This window comes from Nocardiopsis prasina DSM 43845, assembly GCF_000341265.1.
GTDB classification, from domain to species: domain Bacteria; phylum Actinomycetota; class Actinomycetes; order Streptosporangiales; family Streptosporangiaceae; genus Nocardiopsis; species Nocardiopsis prasina.
The window spans coordinates 1-19,910 of record NZ_ANAE01000006.1; the positions used below are offsets into that span (position 1 = coordinate 1).

General features: G+C 70.3%; 17 protein-coding genes. 5 read left to right on the plus strand and 12 right to left on the minus strand.

Annotated features, from left to right (window positions below):
- A partial coding sequence (locus D452_RS0100470) for an FAD-dependent oxidoreductase (protein ID WP_017542218.1) occupies positions 1-836 on the minus strand: 836 nt, incomplete at its 3' end.
- Positions 837-1,159: 323 nt separating this feature from the next.
- Between D452_RS0100470 and D452_RS0100475 the strand changes: the two genes are divergently transcribed.
- On the plus strand, positions 1,160-1,984 hold the full coding sequence (locus tag D452_RS0100475) for a purine-nucleoside phosphorylase (protein WP_026128844.1): 825 nt from the start codon (positions 1,160-1,162) through the stop codon (positions 1,982-1,984).
- A 552-nt stretch (positions 1,985-2,536) separates the two neighbouring features.
- On the opposite strand, the gene D452_RS0100480 is transcribed toward D452_RS0100475, so the two are convergent.
- The 5 genes from D452_RS0100480 to D452_RS27330 all read right to left on the minus strand — a co-directional run bounded on the left by D452_RS0100480 (position 2,537) and on the right by D452_RS27330 (position 8,089).
- Positions 2,537-3,187, minus strand: a complete 651-nt coding sequence (locus D452_RS0100480; protein ID WP_017542220.1) for a PH domain-containing protein — start codon at positions 3,185-3,187, stop codon at positions 2,537-2,539.
- Positions 3,172-4,269 (minus strand): adenosine deaminase, encoded by a 1,098-nt coding sequence (locus tag D452_RS0100485; RefSeq protein WP_017542221.1) that lies wholly within the window; start codon positions 4,267-4,269, stop codon positions 3,172-3,174. The genes D452_RS0100480 and D452_RS0100485 overlap by 16 nt, the downstream gene beginning before the upstream one ends.
- A gap of 137 nt (positions 4,270-4,406) precedes the next feature.
- A complete protein-coding gene (locus tag D452_RS0100490) occupies positions 4,407-5,642 on the minus strand; it encodes an amidohydrolase (RefSeq protein WP_017542222.1) in 1,236 nt (411 codons plus the stop codon).
- A gap of 24 nt (positions 5,643-5,666) precedes the next feature.
- Entirely contained in the window at positions 5,667-6,824 is a 1,158-nt protein-coding gene (locus tag D452_RS0100495) for a glutamate--cysteine ligase (RefSeq protein ID WP_017542223.1), read from the minus strand.
- Positions 6,825-6,934: 110 nt separating this feature from the next.
- A complete protein-coding gene (locus D452_RS27330) occupies positions 6,935-8,089 on the minus strand; it encodes a YihY/virulence factor BrkB family protein (protein ID WP_051061221.1) in 1,155 nt (384 codons plus the stop codon).
- A gap of 1,312 nt (positions 8,090-9,401) precedes the next feature.
- Here D452_RS27330 and D452_RS0100505 point away from each other — a divergent pair.
- Together D452_RS0100505 and D452_RS0100510 are read left to right on the plus strand one after the other, a co-directional pair.
- Entirely contained in the window at positions 9,402-10,520 is a 1,119-nt protein-coding gene (locus tag D452_RS0100505; RefSeq protein WP_017542224.1) for a galactokinase family protein, read from the plus strand.
- Positions 10,521-10,661: 141 nt separating this feature from the next.
- Positions 10,662-11,915, plus strand: a complete 1,254-nt coding sequence (locus D452_RS0100510) for an LCP family protein (protein WP_017542225.1) — start codon at positions 10,662-10,664, stop codon at positions 11,913-11,915.
- 491 nt (positions 11,916-12,406) lie between these two features.
- Here the strand turns inward: D452_RS0100510 and D452_RS0100515 are convergent, their stop codons facing one another.
- Together D452_RS0100515 and D452_RS0100520 are read right to left on the minus strand one after the other, a co-directional pair.
- On the minus strand, positions 12,407-13,624 hold the full coding sequence (locus D452_RS0100515) for an NADP-dependent isocitrate dehydrogenase (RefSeq protein ID WP_017542226.1): 1,218 nt from the start codon (positions 13,622-13,624) through the stop codon (positions 12,407-12,409).
- Between the two features lie 180 nt (positions 13,625-13,804).
- Positions 13,805-14,164: a DUF3017 domain-containing protein gene (locus D452_RS0100520; protein ID WP_017542227.1), complete on the minus strand. Its 360-nt coding sequence runs from the start codon at positions 14,162-14,164 to the stop codon at positions 13,805-13,807.
- A 527-nt stretch (positions 14,165-14,691) separates the two neighbouring features.
- Here D452_RS0100520 and D452_RS0100525 point away from each other — a divergent pair.
- On the plus strand, positions 14,692-15,297 hold the full coding sequence (locus D452_RS0100525; RefSeq protein WP_017542228.1) for an FHA domain-containing protein: 606 nt from the start codon (positions 14,692-14,694) through the stop codon (positions 15,295-15,297).
- Positions 15,298-15,346: 49 nt separating this feature from the next.
- Here the strand turns inward: D452_RS0100525 and D452_RS0100530 are convergent, their stop codons facing one another.
- From D452_RS0100530 to purN, 4 genes are all read right to left on the minus strand, one after another.
- Positions 15,347-15,631, minus strand: coding sequence for a hypothetical protein (locus D452_RS0100530; protein ID WP_017542229.1), 285 nt, complete (start codon positions 15,629-15,631; stop codon positions 15,347-15,349).
- Positions 15,632-16,122: 491 nt separating this feature from the next.
- Positions 16,123-16,980 (minus strand): bifunctional methylenetetrahydrofolate dehydrogenase/methenyltetrahydrofolate cyclohydrolase, encoded by an 858-nt coding sequence (locus tag D452_RS0100535; protein WP_017542230.1) that lies wholly within the window; start codon positions 16,978-16,980, stop codon positions 16,123-16,125.
- A 21-nt stretch (positions 16,981-17,001) separates the two neighbouring features.
- On the minus strand, positions 17,002-18,564 hold the full coding sequence (gene purH, locus D452_RS0100540; RefSeq protein WP_017542231.1) for a bifunctional phosphoribosylaminoimidazolecarboxamide formyltransferase/IMP cyclohydrolase: 1,563 nt from the start codon (positions 18,562-18,564) through the stop codon (positions 17,002-17,004).
- Complete coding sequence (purN, locus tag D452_RS0100545) at positions 18,561-19,172, minus strand: phosphoribosylglycinamide formyltransferase (protein ID WP_026128845.1); 612 nt, start codon at positions 19,170-19,172, stop codon at positions 18,561-18,563. The genes purH and purN overlap by 4 nt, the downstream gene beginning before the upstream one ends.
- 329 nt (positions 19,173-19,501) lie before the next feature.
- Between purN and D452_RS0100550 the strand changes: the two genes are divergently transcribed.
- The gene (locus D452_RS0100550; RefSeq protein ID WP_017542233.1) at positions 19,502-19,894 is read left to right on the plus strand and encodes a hypothetical protein; all 393 of its coding nucleotides are present in this window, start codon (positions 19,502-19,504) and stop codon (positions 19,892-19,894) included.
- Positions 19,895-19,910 lie beyond the last annotated feature (16 nt).

A 19,910-nucleotide genomic window follows, 5' to 3' on the forward strand; every position in this document is an offset into this window, starting at 1 on the left:
GCCTCCTCCAGGCCCAGGCCCTCGGTGTTGGGGATCATGCCGACGGTCATCAGGCAGTGGCTACCGTCCACCGTCCGGCCGTCGGAGAGGGTCACCCGGACGCCGTCCTCGGTGCGCACGACCGACTCGGCGCGGGTCTGGCTGAGGACCGTCATGCCGCGTCGCATGAAGACCTCCTCCAGCACCTCGGCGGCGTCGGAGTCCTGCGTGGGCATGACCAGTTCGCGCGAGGACACGAGGGTGACGTCGGATCCCAGGGCCTGGTAGGCGCTGGCGAACTCGGCGCCGGTGACACCGGAGCCGACGACGATCAGCTTCTCCGGCAGCTCCTCCAGGTCGTAGATGTGGCGCCAGGTCAGGATGCGCTCGCCGTCCGGTTTGGCGGTGGGCAGCTCGCGGGGGTGGGCGCCGGTGGCGATGAGGACGACGTCCGCGCGGATGCGGCGGTCGCCGACGGCCACGATGTGCGGGTCGACCAGCCGGGCCTCCCCGATGACCACCTCCACGCCCTCCTTGACCAGGCGGGCGCGGGTGTCGTCGGACTGGGCCCGGGCCAGGCGCTTGATCCGCGCGTTGATCTGGTCGATGTCGACCTCGACGGGCTCCTTGTGCTCCTCGGCCGCCGGGATGTGGATGCCCAGGCTGGCCGACTCGCGCACGTACGTGGTGCGGGTGGACGTGGCGATCAGGCTCTTGGAGGGGACGCAGTCGGTGAGGACGCAGGAACCGCCGATGCCGTCGCGTTCCACCACGGTCACGTCCGCGCCCAACTGCGCGGCGACCAACGCCGGCTCATAGCCCCCGGGCCCGCCACCGATGATCACGACCTTCGTCACGCTGCTTCACTCCCTCTGCGGGTGGTGCGGCCTACCCGTTCCCGGTCCGGGGCGATGTTCGGGCATGGCAGGGCACCACCTGGTTGTCTCGCTTACCTCCATTGTCGGCCATGCCGGGTGTCGATGACCGCAGCCACCCCCGGTCAACGGGCGGCCGGGGTCGGGGAGTGGCCCGTCGGACCCCCTCGCAAGCTCGGAGAATGCGACGAAGGACACGTGGATCGGGTACCGGGTTCACTCGAGGCGACATGTACATTCCGCCCTTCGGACACCCTGCGTTGCGCTCCGGGGCCAACTGACTACAGAGCGGTAGTATCCGACTTGTGAGCGAATCAGAGCAGCCGCCCCGAACCACGGGCGAGGCGAAGCAACTGGCGGACTCCGCGGCGAAGGAGCTGTTGGCCCGGGCCGGTGCCGACAGTTTCGACGCCCTGATGGTGCTCGGCTCCGGCTGGGCGGGCGTGGTGGACACGCTGGGCACGGCCGACATCGAAATCGACGCGAGCGAACTGCCCGGATTCGTGCGGCCCACCGCGGAGGGGCACAGCGACAAGGTCCGCAGCATGTGGGTGGGCGAGAAACGCGTCCTCGTGTTCATGGGACGCGTCCACCTCTACGAGGGCTTCGGCCCGATGGTGGCCACGCACGCCGTGCGGACGGGGATCGCCGCGGGCGCGCGGGTCGCGGTACTGACCGGTTCCGCCGGTTCCCTGCGCACCGACTTCCAGCCCGGACAGCCGGTGGTCGTGCGGGACCACATCAACCTCACCGCGAGTTCGCCGTTGGCCGGGCCCGACTTCGTCGACCTGAGCCATGCGTACAGCGAGCGGCTGAGGGGGATCATCCACGACGTGGACGTCACCCTCGCGGAGGGTGTGTACGTGGCGACGACGGGCCCGCAGCTCCAGACACCGACCGAACTGAAGGTGCTGCGGCAGGCGGGGGCCGACGTGGTGGGGCGCTCGATCGCCCTGGAGACCATCGCGGCCGTCGAGATGGGGGCCGAGGTCCTGGGCCTGTCGATCGTCAGCAACGACGCGCTGGGGGCGGTGCTGGAGCCGTTCGAGCAGGAGCGCGCCCTGGAGGTCGTGACCCAGCGGGCACGTCGGCTGGGTGAACTGCTCAACCGGGTGGTCACGGCGGCCTGAGCAGCGCGTCGGTTCCTTCAGAAGGGACCGCGGGAACAGCACGAAGCCCGGCCGAGGCCGGGCTTCGTCGTGCTGGGTGTCGGCGGCCCTGGGGCCGCGTTCGGTAGTGGCTGGGGCGCCTTCGACCGGACCCGGTGCCGGTACCGGCGTGGCGAGCGTACATCCCGAGGCCGTGGGATGGACGGTACCGACCGTGGGCCCGGTCGAAGGCGGTGCTTTCCCCGGTGCCGCTCCGCGCCCGGGATCCCCGCAGACCCCGTTGGACTGGCGCTGGCAGCACCTTCTCTTCCCGATATTCAGTTGAACCGCGCGCGTTGCCCTGGGAGAAGGTCCGGGTGGGTGGCCATCCGCGCGAAGCCCGCCCACCCGGAACGTTCTCCCTTAGGCATGCCTAACCTAACCAGAACTCCGGGGGGTGCGTCAACCCCGCGTCCGGTGTGCCCGCCCGGCGCCCGGGCCGGGCCCCGCCCGTTCGTTCGCGGTCCCGGCAGACGACGGACCCGGCCTCTCGCACCTCGCGAGGGACCGGGTCGGATCCGGGGAAACAGCTGGTCAGGCGATCAGCAGCACGGCCGCCAGGAGCACCAGCGGCACGGCGAGGACGACGATGACCTCGACCGGGACCATCGTCTGCGGGCGGTCCTCGGCGCCCAGGGCGGCCGGGCCCGCCTCGTCGATCTCCTTGATGGGGCCGCGCAGCGGACGCGCACGGTGCCTCTCCGCGTCACGGCGCAGCTCACGGGCGACCAGGTCCATCGGACGCATCGTGGTCGGGTCCCTGTCGTCGTCGTGGTCCAGGTAGCCGGACTCACGGCGCATGTTCTCCCGCACCTTGGTCCGCTTGGTCTCACGCAGGGGCCAGGACCGGTAGACCCGCTCCGGGGTGTGCACCCGCAGGACGTCCACCACGTCCACCCACACCACGGCCGCCCACGGCACGAAGGTCTCGCGCAGCGGGTTCACCATCCGGATGCCGCGCTCGGTGGAGACCACGCGGGGACGCAGCCACGCCGCGTAGACGATGGCGACGCTGAGCACCAGGACGGCCCCGGCGATCCAGGCCGCGCGGTCCTGACCGCGCACCACCAGGTCCAACAGCAGCAGGACCGCGACCACCACCCACACGATCGCCATCACCCGGGAGGACGTCGAGTAGTGCGTGGTGACCCCCTCGGCGGATCCGGCCATCAGTGCGTCGCCCACTTCAGCTGGGCGAAGCCCGGCTTGATGGTGCCGTTGATCAGCGCCAGCCGCTCGTCGAACGGCAGGAAGGCCGACTTCATGGCGTTGACGGTGAACCACTGGAGGTCGTCCCAGTCGTACCCGAAGGCCTCGCTCAGCTTGGCGAACTCCTCCGACAGGGTGACCCCGCTCTGGAGGCGGTTGTCGGTGTTGACCGTGACCCTGAAGCGCAGGTCGCGCAGGAGGCCGATCGGGTGCCCGGCGATGGACTCGGCGGCCCCCGTCTGGATGTTGGAGCTGGGGCACATCTCCAGCGGGACGCGCTTGTCCCGCACGTACTGGGCCAGACGCCCCAGCACCGGCACGCCGTTCTCGTTGGTGGTGATGTCGTCGATGATGCGCACGCCGTGCCCGAGCCGGTCGCAGCCGCACCACTGGAGCGCCTCCCAGATGGAGGGCAGCCCGAAGGCCTCACCCGCGTGGATAGTGAAGTGGAAGTTCTCCCGGCGCAGGTACTCGAAGGCGTCCAGGTGACGGGTGGGCGGGTTGCCCGCCTCCGCGCCGGCGATGTCGAAACCGCTGACGCCGGCGTCGCGGTACCGGACCGCCAGCTCGGCGATCTCCGACGAGCGCGCCGCGTGGCGCATGGCCGTGACCAGCTGCCCCGTGCGGATGCTCCGCCCCGCGTCGGCGGCGCGCTTCTCGCCCAGTTCGAGCCCCTCCTGGACGGCCTCGACGACCTCCTCCAGGGTGAGCCCGCCCTCCAGGTGCTGCTCGGGGGCGTAGCGCTGCTCCGCGTAGACCACGCCGTCGGCGGCCAGGTCCTCCGCGGCCTCGGCCGCCACCCGCACGAGGGCGTCGCGGCTCTGCATGACCGCGGTGGTGTGGGCGAAGGTCTCCAGGTAGCGCTCCAGCGACCCGGAGTCCGACGCGTCGCGGAACCAACGCCCCAGCTCGGCCGGGTCGTAGGTGGGCAGGTCGCGGTAGCCCGCCTCCTGCGCGAGCTCCACCACCGTGGACGGGCGCAACCCGCCGTCGAGGTGGTCGTGCAGGAGCACCTTGGGCGCCCGGCGGATCTGTTCGACTGTGAGTGGCTGGTTCATCCATTCAGGATGCCACCAGGCGGTGCGGGCACCCGACACGGCGACACGAAGTTACCGACGATCCGGCAGAAGCCGCCCGGTCGCACCGGTGGGGCCGGTCGGGGGCCGCCCGTGGGGGACGGTGGCCCGGAGGGCGGTCAGGCCAGGGCCTGGGTGTCCACGCGGGCGCCCTCGGGCGCGTCCTCCCACAGCGAGGTGAGCGCCGTCGTCACCATGAGGCGGGTGCCGACGCCGATCGCGCGCTCGTCGGCGTCGAACGTGCCCCGGTGCAGGTCCAGCATGTCGCCGCTCCAGTCCGGGGAGTGGGTGCCCAGACGTGCCAGCGCGCCCGGCGCGTGCTCCAGGTACCAGGCGAAGTCCTCCCCGCCCAGGCTCTGCGGGGTCGGCGTGACCGCGTCGGCGCCCAGGGCCAGGGTGGTGGCCTCGCGCATGATCTCCACGCTGCGGGCCTCGTTGATGGTGGGCGGGACACCCCTGCGGTAGGTGACCTCGGCGTCGGCGCCGTAGGCAGAGGCGACCGACTCCACCAGGCCCTTGAGGATGTCGGGGGCGGCGTGCCAGGCCTCGTCCTCAAGGCAGCGCACGGTGCCCTCGGCGACGGCGTCGTCGGGGATGACGTTGGGCGCCGAACCCGCGCTGATCCGACCCCACACCAGGCTGAACCCGGCCCGGGGGTCGATCCGGCGGGACAGCGCGGCGGGCAGCTCCGTGACGATCTTGCCGAGGGCGTAGACGAGGTCGGAGGTCAGGTGCGGCCGCGCGGTGTGCCCGCCCGGCCCGGACAGGCGCACCATGATCTGGTCGCAGGCGGCGGTGATCCCGCCGGTGCGCAGTCCCACCTTGCCGACCATCTGGCGGGGGTCGCAGTGCAGGGCGAAGACCCGGTCCACGCCCTCCATGCCACCGGCCCTGACGACCTCGACCGCGCCGCCGGGGAGCTCCTCGGCGGGCTGGAAGAGGAGGCGGACGCGGCCGGGCAGCGCGCCCGCCCGGTCCTGCTGGGCGAGGAAGATCCCCGTGGCCAGCAGGACCGTGGTGTGCACGTCGTGTCCGCAGGCGTGGGCGACGCCGGGGACCGTGGAACGGTAGGGGACGTCCTTCTCGTCGGTGAGGGGAAGCGCGTCGATGTCGGCGCGAAGGGCGACCATGGGGCCGGGGCCGTCGCCGATGTCACAGATCAGGCCGGTGCCCCGGGGCAGGGTTCGGGGGGCGAGCCCCGCCTGCCGCAGGCGCTCGGCCAGTCGGCCCGTGGTGCGGTGTTCGGCGAAGGCCAGCTCCGGGTGCATGTGCAGGTCCTGGCGGAATCCCGTGAGCTCCCGCTCATGGCGCGCCAGAAAAGCCGTCAACTGCTCCGGCAGGTCACGTCCCTGCATGCGAGGGTCCCCATTTCGTTACTTCTATCGCGCGCCGACAAATGCCGCGCGGGCGGTGTCCCCCTCGAACTCGGCGGAGAGCAGGTCCACGACGTCTTCGAGCGAACCGCCTTCGGCGACCACCGCCCGCTGACGCTCGTAGGAGGCGCCCTTGTCCAGGATCTCGGAGATCAGGTCCAGGTCCTCCGCGCAGCCCAGGCGGGCGGCGACCGGCGCCAGTTCGCGGACCAGCTCGTAGAGGTCGTCACGGATCGGAACCGTGGTTCCGTGTCCGTCCGTGATGACACGAGCGTCGAGTCCGTAGCGGGTGGCCCGCCACTTGTTGTCCTTCACCACCCAGGACGGCGGGCTGGGCAAGCTGTACCCGCGGTCGAGCTGGTGATCGAACAGCTCCACCAGACACTGGGAGAGAGCGGCGGCCATTCCCACCTCGCGCAAGGTGGGAATCCCGTCGAACATCCGGATCTCGATGGTGCCGAAATCCGGGTGCGGACGGATGTCCCACCAGACTTCCTTGATAGAGGCGATGGTACCCGCATTGAGAAGGGTTTCGAGGTAATCCTCGAAAGCGGGCCACCCGGGGAGGTTCGGCGGAGGCCCCGAGGTGGGGAGCGCGCCGAAAACAATCGAGCGCGCGGAGGCCAACCCCGTGTCGTGACCACCCCAAAACGGGCTAGAAGCACTCAAAGCCAGAAAATGTGGGAGATACTTCGCAAGTGCGTTCACAATGGGAATGGCCTTCTCCTGGCCGCGCACCCCCACGTGGACGTGCACACCGCAGGTCAGGATCCTGCGGGCCAGCCACTGCATCTGGTCGACCAGCTCCCCGTACCGCTTGCCGGGGCTCAGCTGTTGGTCCCGCCAGTGGTCGATCGGGTGGGTACCGGAACACGTCAGCGTGGCACCACGGGGTTCCAGCACCTCCCGCATGCGCGCCACGTTGCGACCGAGGTCGCGCTTGGCCTCCTCGACCGTCTCGCAGATTCCCGTGACGACCTCCACCTGTGACTGCATCAGTTCGTGCCGCAGCGGGGGGACCGCGGCCTCACTACTGAGGTCCGGGAGTTCGGCGAGGAGCTGCCCCGCCTCCTGCCGCAGATGGCGACTGTTCCGGTCGACGAGTTGGAGTTCCCACTCGACCCCGAGTGTCGCGCGCTCGGACGATTTGAATGCGATTCCCATCTGACCTCCTGGTGTGGGACAGCCCTTGTGACCGACGCACCGTTGGTCCCGGAGAACCGGTCATCCGGGACAGAGGAGGACTACCCGTCTCACACCGCGCGCATACGGAATCAACCCACAGTAAAAAACGACTTCTTTCCGATCGTTTTCCGTTTCCGTGGCGAGGCACCCCGTACCCTCAACGCCACCGCCGCGACACCCGCCGTGAACGCCGCCACGACCAGCGACAACCCCAGGGCGAGCAGCCGCTGGGCGAGTCGGCGCTCGGCCAGGTCCTCCGGACTCGGCCGCAGCACCGGGCGCGGACGCGTCCAATCCATGCCGTTCTCCTCGGGCAGCGGGAAGGACCCGGTGTAGGGCGGCTGCATCGGCAGCCAGGTGGCCGTCCAGGCCGCGCTGAACATGATCACGCGCATCACCAGGTTGATCCACACCAGCAGACCGACCAGGACGGCGAAGGACGCGTACACGGGATTGCCGAGCGTCCCGGCCAGCAACTGCGTCGCGACGTTCTTGAGGATCTCGAACCCCACGGCGCCCAACAGGGCTCCGCGCCACATCTGGGCTGTGGGCCGCCCCGCCCCCGACAACAGGGCGAAGGCCAGCACGAACAGGCACATGTTCACGCCGATCGCGATGACCAGCGCCAGGGCCCGCAGGGACAGGTTGGCCACCAGCGACCCGTCCAGCCCCACCAGGGAGAGCATCCACACCGTGGCGGTCTGCATGAAACTGGTGAAGGCGACCGTGAAGAGCAGCGCCGTGCCCAACGCGATCATGACCAGCAGGTCGACCAGCTTGCGCACCAGGAAGTTGGGGCCCTGCCGGAGGCTGTTCAGCCAGATGGTGTGCAGAGCCTCCCGCAGCGCCGACACCGAGTTCAGCCCCGCGTACAACAGGCCCAGCAGACCGATCACACTCGCACCCACCCGGGCCTTGGCGATCTGCTCCATGGGCAGCTGGTCGGACAGCCCGGGCAGCACCTCGTCCAGCGCCCGCTCAAGGTAGGAGGTGAGCTCCACCTGCTGGGAGGCGAGGAAACCCACCACGGCGAAGGCCAGCGCCAGCAACGGGAAGAAGGACAGGAAGGCGAAGTAGGTGACCGCCCCGGCCAACTGGGTGCCGTTGCGGTCCGAGTAGCGCCCGTAGGCCCGCACCAAGTGGTCGACCGACGGGTACCGGCGTCTCAGCGTCCAGTAACCGTCCATCGCCGCGTTCTGGTAACGCTGGGCCGTGTCCTTGGCACGGTCCGCCGCTGGTGACATGGGGTCCCTTCTGTTTTGGGTTTCCGCTTCGCTTCAACCCGTGTTCAGCGCCTTTGCAGAGGAACCTTCGGCGCCTGCGGTGCGATGGCTCGTTCCTCGCAATCCCACCTCCACCACCTCCAGAACCCTCTCCGGCACCCTCACCTTCTTGGGCCTCCGCTTCGCTTCGGCCCGTGTTCAGCGCCTTTGCAGAGGGATTTGGGTTCAAGGCAACAGCCTGGCTCGTTCCTCGCTGGCGGCTTGACTCGTCTTGCAGACCCCTCTCCGGCGCTCTCACCTTCTTGGGGCCTCCGCTTCGCTTCGGCCCGTGTTCAGCGCCTTTGCAGAGGGATTCTTCATCCTCGTCTACGCCTGGCTCGTTCCTCGCTGGCGGCTTGACTCGTCTTGCAGACCCCTCTCCGGCGCTCTCACCTTCTTGGGGCCTCCGCTTCGCTTCGGCCCGTGTTCAGCGCCTTTGCAGAGGGATTCTTCATCCTCGTCTACGCCTGGCTCGTTCCTCGCTGGCGGCTTGACTCGTCTTGCAGACCCCTCTCCGGCGCTCTCACCTTCTTGGGGCCTCCGCTTCGCTTCGGCCCGTGTTCAGCGCCTTTGCAGAGGGATTCTTCATCCTCGTCTACGCCTGGCTCGTTCCTCGCTGGCGGCTTGACTCGTCTTGCAGACCCCTCTCCGGCGCTCTCACCTTCTTGGGGCCTCCGCTTCGCTTCGGCCCGTGTTCAGCGCCTTTGCAGAGGGATTCTTCATCCTCGTCTACGCCTGGCTCGTTCCTCGCTGGCGGCTTGACTCGTCTTGCAGACCCCTCTCCGGCGCTCTCACCTTCTTGGGGCCTCCGCTTCGCTTCGGCCCGTGTTCAGCGCCTTTGCAGAGGGATTCTTCATCCTCGTCTACGCCTGGCTCGTTCCTCGCTGGCGGCTTGACTCGTCTTGCAGAACCCTCTCCGGCACCGAACGAAAGCACCCCCCTTGTGGCTGGGGTGCTCGGGCGGGACTCACGTCCGTGGTTGAGGTGGTCGGTCAGACTTCCAACCGTGACTGAGGTGGGCGAGTGAGCATCCCCCACGGCTGAGACACCCCATTGGCTCTCCCCGTAGCTGCGGTGGTCGGTCAGGCCTCCTTCCAGGGCTGAGGGGTGTCCGTCGGCTCCGTGTCCGAGGTGGTCGGGCGGCTCTCACCTCGTGGCTGAGGTGAGTGTCAGGACTCTTCGGGTCCGTAACCCTAGCCCTGCGGACCTCTCGGGAGGAAAGCCCCACGCCATTCCGGTACCGATGTGGGGGCAGACTTGGGACCGGGGATCACCTAGAGAGCGGGGGCGGGACGTGGGGGTCACCGGGGCGCGGGTGCGCGCGGTGTTGGGAGCGCGGACTCCGGGGCCGGTCGGGGACTGGCCCGAGGGCCCGGGCGACGACGTCCTGCGGGCCGAGTATGCGCGGCGCTTCGGGGCGGAGCCCGAGGGTCTGTGGCACGCGCCGGGGCGGCTCGCCCTGATGGGTGAGCACACGGCGGCCAGCGGCGGGGCCGCCCTCTTCGTGGCATTGCCCTGGGGGGTGACGGTCGCGATCGGCACCGCCCCGGAGGGTTCCACGCACGTCGCAACCCCCAGCGCCCCCCTGAGCGGTCGGCACCCCTCCACCCGGGCCGTGGCCCGCTCCGTGGCCGACGCGCGCGAGAGCGGGCTTCTGGGCGCCGACAGGGGCATACGGGTACTGATCGGCTCAGACCTGCCCGAACACGCCTCCTTGGGACACTCGGCGGCGGTCGGCGCGGCGGTGTCACTGGCGCTCGCCGACCTCATGGGGGCCGACCGACCCACCGGCGCCACCGTGGACGAGGGCGTGATCCTGGCGGCGCGCGCGGGGCACGCGGTGCGCGCGAACCTGGCCAGCGCCCGGACCACGGTGCTCCCGTTCGACCTGACCGGGGCCGGGTTGCGCCTGGTGGTGCTGGAGACCGGGCAGCTGCCGAGGCGGGACCCGCGCCCGGTGCGCGCCGCCGAACTGGCCCGCGCCCAGGACTCCATAGGCCCGCTTCGGGCCGTCCAGGACCTGCCCGGGACACTGCGGCGGCTCCAGAACCCCGTGCTGCGCCACCGGGTGGAGTACGCCGTCACCGAGGTGCACCGGCTCAACGCGGCGGTCGGTCTGCTGCGCGCGGGCCGCGCGGCGGAGACCGGGCCGATCCTGTCCGCCTCGCACCTGTCCCTGCGCCGGTTCGACCTGCCCCTGCCCGCCGTGGAACTGGCGGTCGAGACCGCCGCGAGGGCCGGTGCCCGGGGCGCCCGGATGTCCGGATGGGCGGGGACCGCGTTCGCGCTGGTCGCCGAGGAGCGGGTGGCCGGGCTGGAGGCGGAGGTCCGGGAGGCGTTCCGGGCGAGGGGTTGGCCCCCTCCGCGCGTCCGGTCCGCGCTGCCCTCGGCGGGGGCCGGGCGCAGGACCTGACGGCCCCGGCACCGTGGGCGGTCCTGACGGGGGCCACGGGCGCCGGAGGAGATCGGATCGAACCCGACTACTCTGTCAGCGATCACAAGGGACGTACGACACACCCGAGCGGCACATGGCGCGGAGCAGATAGGCGAATCGATGGCTGACCGACGGCACGGGGAAGGGGCCGGCTCGACCGGTGGACACGACGACGCGGGCGTGTTCCGGCGCGGCGGCGACCCTGAGAAGCCGGACGAGTTCGAGAGGCTGTACCGCCCCCGCGAGTCCGAACAGCGCGTGGTGGGCGACACCCGGCGGCTTCCCCCTGCCGACCAGGTCCCTCCGCACCGTCCCAGGAAGCGCCGGACGCACAGCGCCGGGCGCGAGTACGACGGGCGCGGGCACCAGCGCCGCGCGCGGGAGCGCCGCAAGAGGACCGCGCGGAACACGGTGATCCTGATCCTGGTCCTGCTGCTGGTGGTCCCCGGGGCGTTCTACCTCTGGGCGGACTCCCGGTTGCAGCGGGTGGACGCCCTCCAGGACTACGAGGGCCGCCCGGACCGACAGCCCGGAACCACGTACCTGATCGTCGGGTCCGACAGCCGGGACGGTCTGGACGACGACCAGATCCGGGACCTGGCCACCGGGCGAGCCGAGGGGCGCCGCACGGACACGATCATGGTGCTCTACATGCCGCGCGACGGCGATCCGACGATCGTCAGCGTGCCGCGTGACTCCTACGTCCCCATGGCCGTTCCGGGCTACGCGGACAACAAGATCAACACCGCCTTCGCGGACTCCGTGTGCGGCACCGGCGAGGACGGCGAGGAGGTCTGCGGCGGCCCGGCCCCGCTGGTGCAGAGCTTCGAGCAGGCCTCAGGAGTGCGGATCGACCACTACGTGGAGATCGGCATGGGCGGCTTCGTGGACCTGGTCGACGCGGTCGGCGGCGTGGAGCTGTGCCCCGAGGAGCCGATGGCGGACCCGAAGGCGGGCCTGGACATCGAGGCGGGCTGTCAGGAGATGGACGGCGGCACCGCGCTGGGCTACGTGCGCACCCGCGCCACACCGCGCGCCGACCTGGACCGCATCCAGCGGCAGCGCGAGTTCTTCTCCGCGCTGATCCAGGAGGCCAGCGCGCCCTCCACGCTCTTCAACCCGTTCAAGTCGGTGCCGCTGGTGCTGGCGGGCACCGACACGTTCATGGTCGACGAGGGCGACAAGCTGCGTCACCTGGCGAGCATGCTGCTGGCGATGCGCGGTGGCACCCAGACCACGGCGGTTCCGGTGGGCGACACCCCCACTCTGGACGGTGTGGGCTCGGTGGTGCTCTGGGACGAGGTGCGGTCCGAGCAGATGTTCGAGGCCATGCGTACCGGGGAGGCGATCCCCGAGGAGGCCATGGAGGACTGAGGTCCCCCCCTGGAACGAGCGAAGGGCCCGTCACCGGAGTGACGGGCCCTTCTTCGTGACGTTCCGTACTGTGCGCGCCTACCCCCCAGCGGGCGCACGGCCGGCACGTCGGCTCGTGGTGGCCTGAGGGGCGAAAACCCCCTCTGGCCTGCCGGTTCTCACCGGCGTGTCTCCACAATAGGTCAAAGTTCTCGAAAGGGGCGAATCGCGCTCACGTGTCCTACGTCGCACCCGACGCCGGAGGACCCCCTCCTACCCCGTCATCCTCCCACCACCGACGTCCGGATGTGGGCCGAACACGGGAAACACACCGGGGAACTTCTGCGTTCCGCGCGCCCCGAACCCCCGCGAACAACGCGTTTCGTGCTTCTCGACCCGCCGCGGCGCCCCCCGGAGACGACGAAGCCCGGGCGCCCCCTCACGGGGACGCCCGGGCGTGGTCAAGGTCTCACCGCGCCGGTCGGCTCAGGACCGTCGCGCCGAGTCAGGACCTAGGCGAGGCGCTTGCTCAGGTTCTCGTCCAGAGCGGCGAGGAACTGCTCGGTGGTCAGCCACTCCTGCTCGGAGCCGACCAGCAGGGCCAGGTCCTTCGTCATCTGGCCGCCCTCGACGGTCTTGATGACGACGTCCTCGAGGGTGTTCGCGAACTCGACGACCTTCGGGGTGTTGTCCAGCTTGCCCCGGTGCTCCAGACCGCGGGTCCACGCGAAGATGGACGCGATCGGGTTGGTCGAGGTGGGCTTGCCCTGCTGGTGCTGGCGGAAGTGACGGGTCACGGTGCCGTGGGCGGCCTCGGCCTCGACGGTGCGGCCGTCGGCGGTGCGCAGGACCGAGGTCATGAGGCCGAGCGAGCCGTAGCCCTGCGCGACGGTGTCGGACTGGACGTCACCGTCGTAGTTCTTGCAGGCCCAGACGTAGCCGCCGTCCCACTTGAGCGCGGCGGCGACCATGTCGTCGATGAGGCGGTGCTCGTAGGTCAGGCCCGCAGCGGCGAACTTGTCCTTGAACTCGGCCTCGAAGATCTCCTCGAACACGTCCTTGAACATGCCGTCGTAGGCCTTGAGGATGGTGTTCTTGGTGGACATGTAGACCGGGAAGTTCCGGTCCAGGCCGTAGTTCAGGCTGGCCCGCGCGAAGTCCTCGATGGACTTGCGGTAGTTGTACATGCCCATCGCGACGCCGCCACCCTCGGGGAAGTTCGCGACGTCGAACTCGACCGGCTGACTGCCGTCGGCCGGGGTGTAGGTCATGGTGACCGAGCCGGGGCCGGGGACCTTGAAGTCGGTGGCCTTGTACTGGTCGCCGTGGGCGTGACGGCCGATGATGACCGGCTTGGTCCAGCCCGGCACCAGACGCGGCACGTTCTCACAGATGATGGGCTCGCGGAAGACGACGCCACCGAGGATGTTGCGGATGGTGCCGTTGGGCGACCGCCACATCTTCTTGAGGCCGAACTCCTCGACGCGGTCCTCGTCGGGGGTGATGGTGGCGCACTTGACGCCGACGCCGTGCTCCTTGATGGCGTTGGCGGCGTCGATGGTGATCTGGTCGTCGGTGCGGTCACGCTCCTCGATGCCGAGGTCGTAGTACTTCAGGTCGACGTCGAGGTACGGCAGGATCAGGCGGTCCTTGATGAAGGACCAGATGATCCGGGTCATCTCGTCGCCGTCGAGCTCGACTACGGGGTTTTCGACCTTGATCTTGGCCATGGCTGTGTGGCTGTCCCTTCAGTCCTCGCTACCGCCTCGTGCGGCGGAGAGCCGGGGCCGGTTCGTGGCCGGTCCCGTGTCCGCGCGCGCGGCAATCCCTGATCCCGCCCGGTGTCCGTGCTGCCCGGGAGGCGGCGCTTGTCAGTGTCGCGGTATCTCGACATCAAGCTTATTCGACGCCTAGGAGGAGAGTTGCGGCGCCACCCAGGCCAACACGATCAGAAGGACCGCGAGCGTCACCAGAGTGAGCAGATCGACCCATCTCCGGCGTACCGCGAGCAGCCCGATCCAGTCCTTGGGCAGCAGCAGCCGGAAGGTCGCCGCGAGCAGCAGCGCCGTCGCGATGATCGCCGGACCGCGCTTGAAGTAGGCGGCCGCCACCACGACGATCCCGGCCGCCAGCGCGGACAGGACCAGGGCGTAGGGCACCTGGGAGAGCCAGTACGGCACCTTGGGGCGGCCACCGCCCGCCCCACCGGACCCGCCGTCGGGGGTCCCCCCGTCCGACCGGACCACCTCAGTCTGCTCAGCGTCGTCCACCGCGTCCCGACCCGTTCGCCTCGGAGTTGCTTGGCCGCCGTGCGGCCCGTACCCACGGCCCCTCCCCGGTCGGCTGGCACAGACCGGCCACACGTCGAGGAGGAGCTGTCCGAACCGAACAGCATTCCAGTGTGGCTCGTGTTCCTGGCGGCTCCGGCCGCCCCGCACGAACAGGGGCGCCGTCATCCTGGAGGGGCCGCGTTCATTCTAGTGAACCCCAGAGCCGAAGCCCCAGGGCTCACGGAAACGGACTGGTCTCCCGCGGGGTCCTCTGATGACCGTTTCCCGCTTCCGGTTCGGTCACAGAGGCGTATTTCCACGCCTTATCCGCCTAACTCCGAAGTAAGCGCGTAGAACCCGTACCAGCCGGGTAACCCAGGTGGAGATGAGCGCACCGGTGAGCGAGGACCACCCCCATGAAGCCCACTCGACGTGTAGACCGATCGGCCACCCCCCGACAGCCACCCCTCCACCACCGTAGGCCGCACCCCCACCGACCGCGCCCCAGCAGCCCGGGAGGAGTCACCGTGGACGGTCCCTACCTTCGGTTGGAGGAGACCGGGGACATCCGCCCCCTCCCCCACGAGGTCACCACGATCGGCCGTGGCGAGGGCGCCGACATCCGGCTGACCGACCCCAGCGTGTCCCAGCTCCACGCCGAACTGGTCCGGCGCGGCCCCTACGTCTACGTCGTCGACCTCGGCCTGTCCCGCAACGGGACACGGGTCAACGGACGTCCCATCGCCCGCCGCGTGCTGGAGGAGGGCGACGTGGTGAGCTTCGGCAGCGCCCGCTGCCGGATCGGCGGCCTGCCCAGCGAACAGCTCAGCCCCGACATCGAACTCCGCAGGGGCGCCGCCCCCGAACTCACCCGCCGCGAACTGGACGTGCTGACCGCCCTGTGCCAGCCCGCCCTGTCCGAGGAGGCCTTCGTGGCCCCCGCCACCGCCCGCGACATAGCGGAGGCCCTGGTGGTGACCGAGGCGGCGGTGAAACAGCACCTGCTGCGGCTCTACCAGAAGTTCCGCATCCCGGAGGGGCAGAACCGGCGCACGCGGTTGGCGAACGAAGTGGTCGCCCTGGGCCTGGTCCGCCCGATGCCCGTGGGAGGACGCACCCGCCGAGCCAGCTGATCACGGTCGCTTCCCGACGTGGAACGGGTCTCACCCACGAGCCCGGGACTCACCGGCGGGCGGCCCGCACGGTTTCAGCCAGGGCGCTGAACTCAGCACGCACCCGCGCGATGTCGGTCGCGTTCACGGGGTCGAGAGCCTCACGGCGGCGGACGCATGCGCGTCGGCCTTCGCTCGCCTTCGCGATCACTCCCTCGTCGGGGGCGTCCTTGGCCTCTTCGTGAGCGATCAGGGCACTGTAGGCGCCCATAGCGCCGTGGATCGCCTCCAGCGCGGCCTCGTAGCGGGCCAGTTCGCTGCCGGACCATGACTCGTTCGGGGAGTTCTCACTCATGACGTCCACCTTGCCTTGGGGGGGCGGGTACCGGGGTCGCGCCGTTGTGCGTCGCGAGTTCGCCGGTCGGGGTGAGGATACGCCGTCGGCCACGAAGGAGCCGGTCCCGAGCACGCCCGTAGGACCGGCAAGGTCCATCCCCGCACGCGCGGGGAGCAGTTCGGGGTCCAGGGTGGGCAGGAGGGCTTCCAGGGTCCATCCCCGCGTGCGCGGGGAGCAGCAGCTCTGCGGTCATCTCAGAGCCGCCGGTGACGGTCCATCCCCGCGTGCGCGGGGAGCAGACTCTTTGACCTGGCAACTCACCAGTGGCAAGCAGCCATTTTTCCAACTTCTCGAAATACGGACACTGGGAACATTCCTCCCGTAGTCGCCATAAGGCTCAATGCTCTCCCAGGCCGCGTCGTTCGGATTGCCTCGCTCCAGCCAGCGCGCGTCCGTCAGCTGAGGGGGCGGCCCCGTCCGGGACCGCCCCCTCAGAAATCAACCTGGAACTAGAGTCCGGCGGCCTGGCGTTCGGCGGCCTCGACCACGTTGACCAGGAGCATCGCCCGGGTCATCGGGCCCACGCCACCGGGGTTGGGCGACACGTGCCCCGCTACCTCGGGAACGTCGAGCGCGACATCCCCGACCAGACCCTCCTCGGTGCGCGAGACACCCACGTCCAGCACGGCGGCACCCGGCTTGACCATGTCCTTGGTGATGATCCCCGGAACACCCGCACCGGCCACGACGATGTCCGCCCGGCGCGTGTGCTCGGCCAGGTCACGGGTACCCGTGTGGCACAGGGTGACGGTGGCGTTCTCCGACCGACGCGTGAGCAGCAGCCCCAGAGGACGGCCCACGGTCACCCCCCGCCCCACCACGACGACCTCGGCGCCCTTGATCGGCACCTCGTAGCGGTTGAGCAGCTCCACGATGCCGCGCGGGGTGCACGGCAGCGGCGCCTTCTCCATGAGGACCAGCTTGCCCAGGTTGACCGGCTGGAGGCCGTCCGCGTCCTTGGCCGGGTCGATCAGCCCGAGCACCCGGTTCTCGTCCAGCCCCCGGGGCAGGGGCAGCTGCACGATGTAGCCGGTGCAGGCCGGGTCCTCGTTGAGCTCGTGGACGGCCTGCTCCACCTGCTCCTGGGTGGCGTCGGCGGGCAGGTCGCGGCGGATGCTCGCGATACCCACCTGGGCGCAGTCGCGGTGCTTGCCGCGCACGTAGGAGTGGCTGCCCGGGTCGTCACCGACCAGGACGGTGCCCAGACCGGGGACGACGCCCTTGGCGTGCAGCTTGGCCACCCGCTCCGCCAGTTCCTCCCTGATGGCCTTGGCCGTGGCCTTGCCGTCCAGGACGATCGCGCTCATGCGTAGCTCCTCGCTGACTGGTTAGTGGAAGAAGTGGCGGGTGCCGGTGAGGTACATGGTGACCCCGGCCGCCTCGGCGGCGGCGACCACCTCGGCGTCGCGGACCGACCCTCCGGGCTGGACCACCGCGCGAACGCCCGCCTTGGTGAGGATCTCCAGGCCGTCCGCGAACGGGAAGAAGGCGTCGCTCGCGGCCACGGAGCCCCGGACACGCTCCCCGGCGCGGGAGACCGCGAGACCGGCGGAGTCGACCCGGTTCACCTGGCCCATCCCGACGCCCACCGTGGCGCCGTCGGAGGCGAGCAGGATCGCGTTGGACTTGACCGCGCGGACGGCCTTCCAGGCGAAGGCGAGGTCGGCGAGGAGCGCCTCGTCCGCGGGCGCCCCGGTGGCCAGCGTCCAGGTGGCCGGGTCGTCGCCCTCGGCGTCGATGACGTCGGTGTCCTGGACCAGCAGGCCGCCGCTGATCTGGCGGGTCTCCACACGCGGACCCCGGGCGGGGTCGGAGACCACCAGCAGGCGGATGTTCTTCTTTCGGGAGAGCGTCTCGACGGCCTCGGCGGTGAAGCCGGGGGCGACGACCACCTCGGTGAAGATCTCGAAGATCTGCGTGGCCAGCTCGGCGCCGACCTCGCGGTTGGTGGCGATCACGCCGCCGAACGCCGAGACCGGGTCGCTGGCGTGCGCCTTGCGGTGCGCCTCGGCATTGTCGGCGCCCACGGCGATGCCGCACGGGTTCGCGTGCTTGATGACGGCCACGCACGGTTCGTCGAAGTCGTAGGCGGCGCGCAGGGCGGCGTCGGCGTCGACGTAGTTGTTGTACGACATGGCCTTGCCGTGCAGCTGCTCGGCCCCGGCCAGGCCGCTGGCCGTGCCGTCGGTGTACAGCGCCGCCCTCTGGTGCGGGTTCTCGCCGTAGCGCAGGGCCGCCTGGCGGGTGTGCGCCGAGGCGCGGAAGGCGGGCCAGCCGGTGCTCTCGGCCTCGGCGTCGGGGGCGTAGGTGCCCGCGAACCAGTCGGCGACGGCGGCGTCGTAGGAGGCGGTGTGCTGGAACGCCAGCCCGGCCAGGTGCTTGCGCTGGTCCAGGGTGAACCCGCCCTCGCGGACCGCTTCGAGGGTCGTGCCGTAGCTGGCGGGGTCGACCACGATCGCCACGCTGCCGTGGTTCTTGGCCGAGGCCCGCACCATGGCGGGACCGCCGATGTCGATCTTCTCGATGCAGTCGGCCTCGGAGGCGCCGGAGGCGACGGTGTCGGAGAAGGGGTAGAGGTTGACCACGACCAGGTCGAAGGGGGCGATGCCCAGTTCCCTGATCTTCGCGACGTGGTCGGGGTTGTTCTGGTCGGCGAGGAGACCGCCGTGCACGGAGGGGTGCAGAGTCTTGACCCGGCCCTCCATGATCTCCGGGAAGCCCGTGACGTCCTCGACGGGGGTGACGGGGACGCCTGCCTGGGTGAGGCGGGCCGCGGTGGAGCCTGTGGAGACGATCTCCACCCCGGCCGCGGCCAGGCCGACGCCCAGCTCCTCCAGGCCGGTCTTGTCGTAGACGCTGATCAACGCACGCCTGATGGCCTGCTGGGTCACCGGGACTCCTTCGTGTCGGTGCGGCCGAACCGCACGTGCCTGCCGTCGATGCTCCAGCCCTCACGGGCGAGGCGGCCGACCGTGTCGACCAGCATGCGCCGTTCCACGACCTTGATCCGCTCGTGGAGGCTGGACTCGTCGTCGCCGTCCTCGACGGGCACCGCGACCTGGTCGATGATCGGACCGGAGTCGACGCCCTCGTCGAGGAAGTGGATGGTGGTGCCGGTGACGCGGACACCGTGGGCGAGCGCGTCACGCACGGCGTGCGCGCCGGGGAAGGAGGGCAGCAGCGCCGGGTGGATGTTGACGGCCTGGTGGCGGCCGATCACGGCGGGTCCGAGGATGCGCATGAACCCGGCGGAGACCACGAGGTCGGGTTCGTGCTCGGCGATCCGGTCGGACATGGCCGCGTCCCAGGCGGACCGGTCGGAGAAGGAGCGGAAGGGGACGACGAACGCGGGAATCCCGGCCGCCTCGGCGACCTCCACGCCCCGTGTTCCCTCACGGTCCGTTCCCACTGCGACGATCTCGGCCCCGTACTCGGGGTCCTTCGCGGCTTCCATCAGGGCGGCCATGTTGCTGCCCGTCCCCGATATGAGAACCACCACTCGCGCGGACAAAGCGTGCGTCTCCCTCATGTGTAGAAGAACGGTGCGGGGACCGGGCCCCCACTCCCGGGGGCGCCGGGGGACGGCACAGCATCCGGGATGCGCGTACGCCTGGTACTGACGCCAGGCCTGGGCCTGATCGGCCCGTCCGCGTTCACACCCTATCGGGCCGGGTAGCGTCTACCTCACGCGGACCGGGCCGTCTCCGCCTCCGGTGGAGGCCTCGGAGGGGGCGTGCGGTCCCGTGCCACCAACACCACGCGATCCGCTCGGGCCCGAGCGGACCACGGCGCCCCACGGTGCGGGGGCGTCCCCGAAGGAGTGAACCTGTGACCGACAACAGCCCGGAGCCCCGTGCCGACGGCCAGCCGCCCAGGGTCGAGCGAGGAGGCCTGTGGGGGCTGTTCCTTGGTCTGGCGGGTCTGTTGTTCCCGCCCTACGGCGCGGTGCTGTCCGTGTTCGGTGTGGTGCAGGGGTTCCGCGCGCGGCGCGCGGCGCGGTCGAACGGGACCCAGGCTCCGGGTGCGCTGATGAGCGTGGGTCTGGGCGTGGTCGGGATCGTCGTCTCCGCCGCCATGGTCTCGGTCCTGTTCGTGTACCAGGAGCAGGCCTCGGAGTACCGCGACTGCTCCGCGAGATCCCACACGGTGTCCACTCAGAAGGCCTGCGACGAGGCGTGGGAGTCGGGGACCGGCCTGCCTCCGGTGATCGTCGGCGACTAGGGCCGCATCGGTTGCG

What these genes read in the sequence shown, in the direction of transcription:
- D452_RS0100490 (WP_017542222.1), bottom strand. Translation starts at nt 5,642, where the DNA reads ATGCAGGGACGTGACCTGCCGGAGCAGTTGACGGCTTTTCTGGCGCGC.
- D452_RS0100495 (WP_017542223.1), bottom strand. Translation starts at nt 6,824, where the DNA reads ATGGGAATCGCATTCAAATCGTCCGAGCGCGCGACACTCGGGGTCGAG.
- D452_RS0100530 (WP_017542229.1), bottom strand. Translation starts at nt 15,631, where the DNA reads ATGAGTGAGAACTCCCCGAACGAGTCATGGTCCGGCAGCGAACTGGCC.
- D452_RS0100535 (WP_017542230.1), bottom strand. Translation starts at nt 16,980, where the DNA reads ATGAGCGCGATCGTCCTGGACGGCAAGGCCACGGCCAAGGCCATCAGG.
- D452_RS0100510 (WP_017542225.1), top strand. Translation starts at nt 10,662, where the DNA reads ATGGCTGACCGACGGCACGGGGAAGGGGCCGGCTCGACCGGTGGACAC.
- D452_RS0100485 (WP_017542221.1), bottom strand. Translation starts at nt 4,269, where the DNA reads ATGAACCAGCCACTCACAGTCGAACAGATCCGCCGGGCGCCCAAGGTG.
- D452_RS27330 (WP_051061221.1), bottom strand. Translation starts at nt 8,089, where the DNA reads ATGTCACCAGCGGCGGACCGTGCCAAGGACACGGCCCAGCGTTACCAG.
- D452_RS0100515 (WP_017542226.1), bottom strand. Translation starts at nt 13,624, where the DNA reads ATGGCCAAGATCAAGGTCGAAAACCCCGTAGTCGAGCTCGACGGCGAC.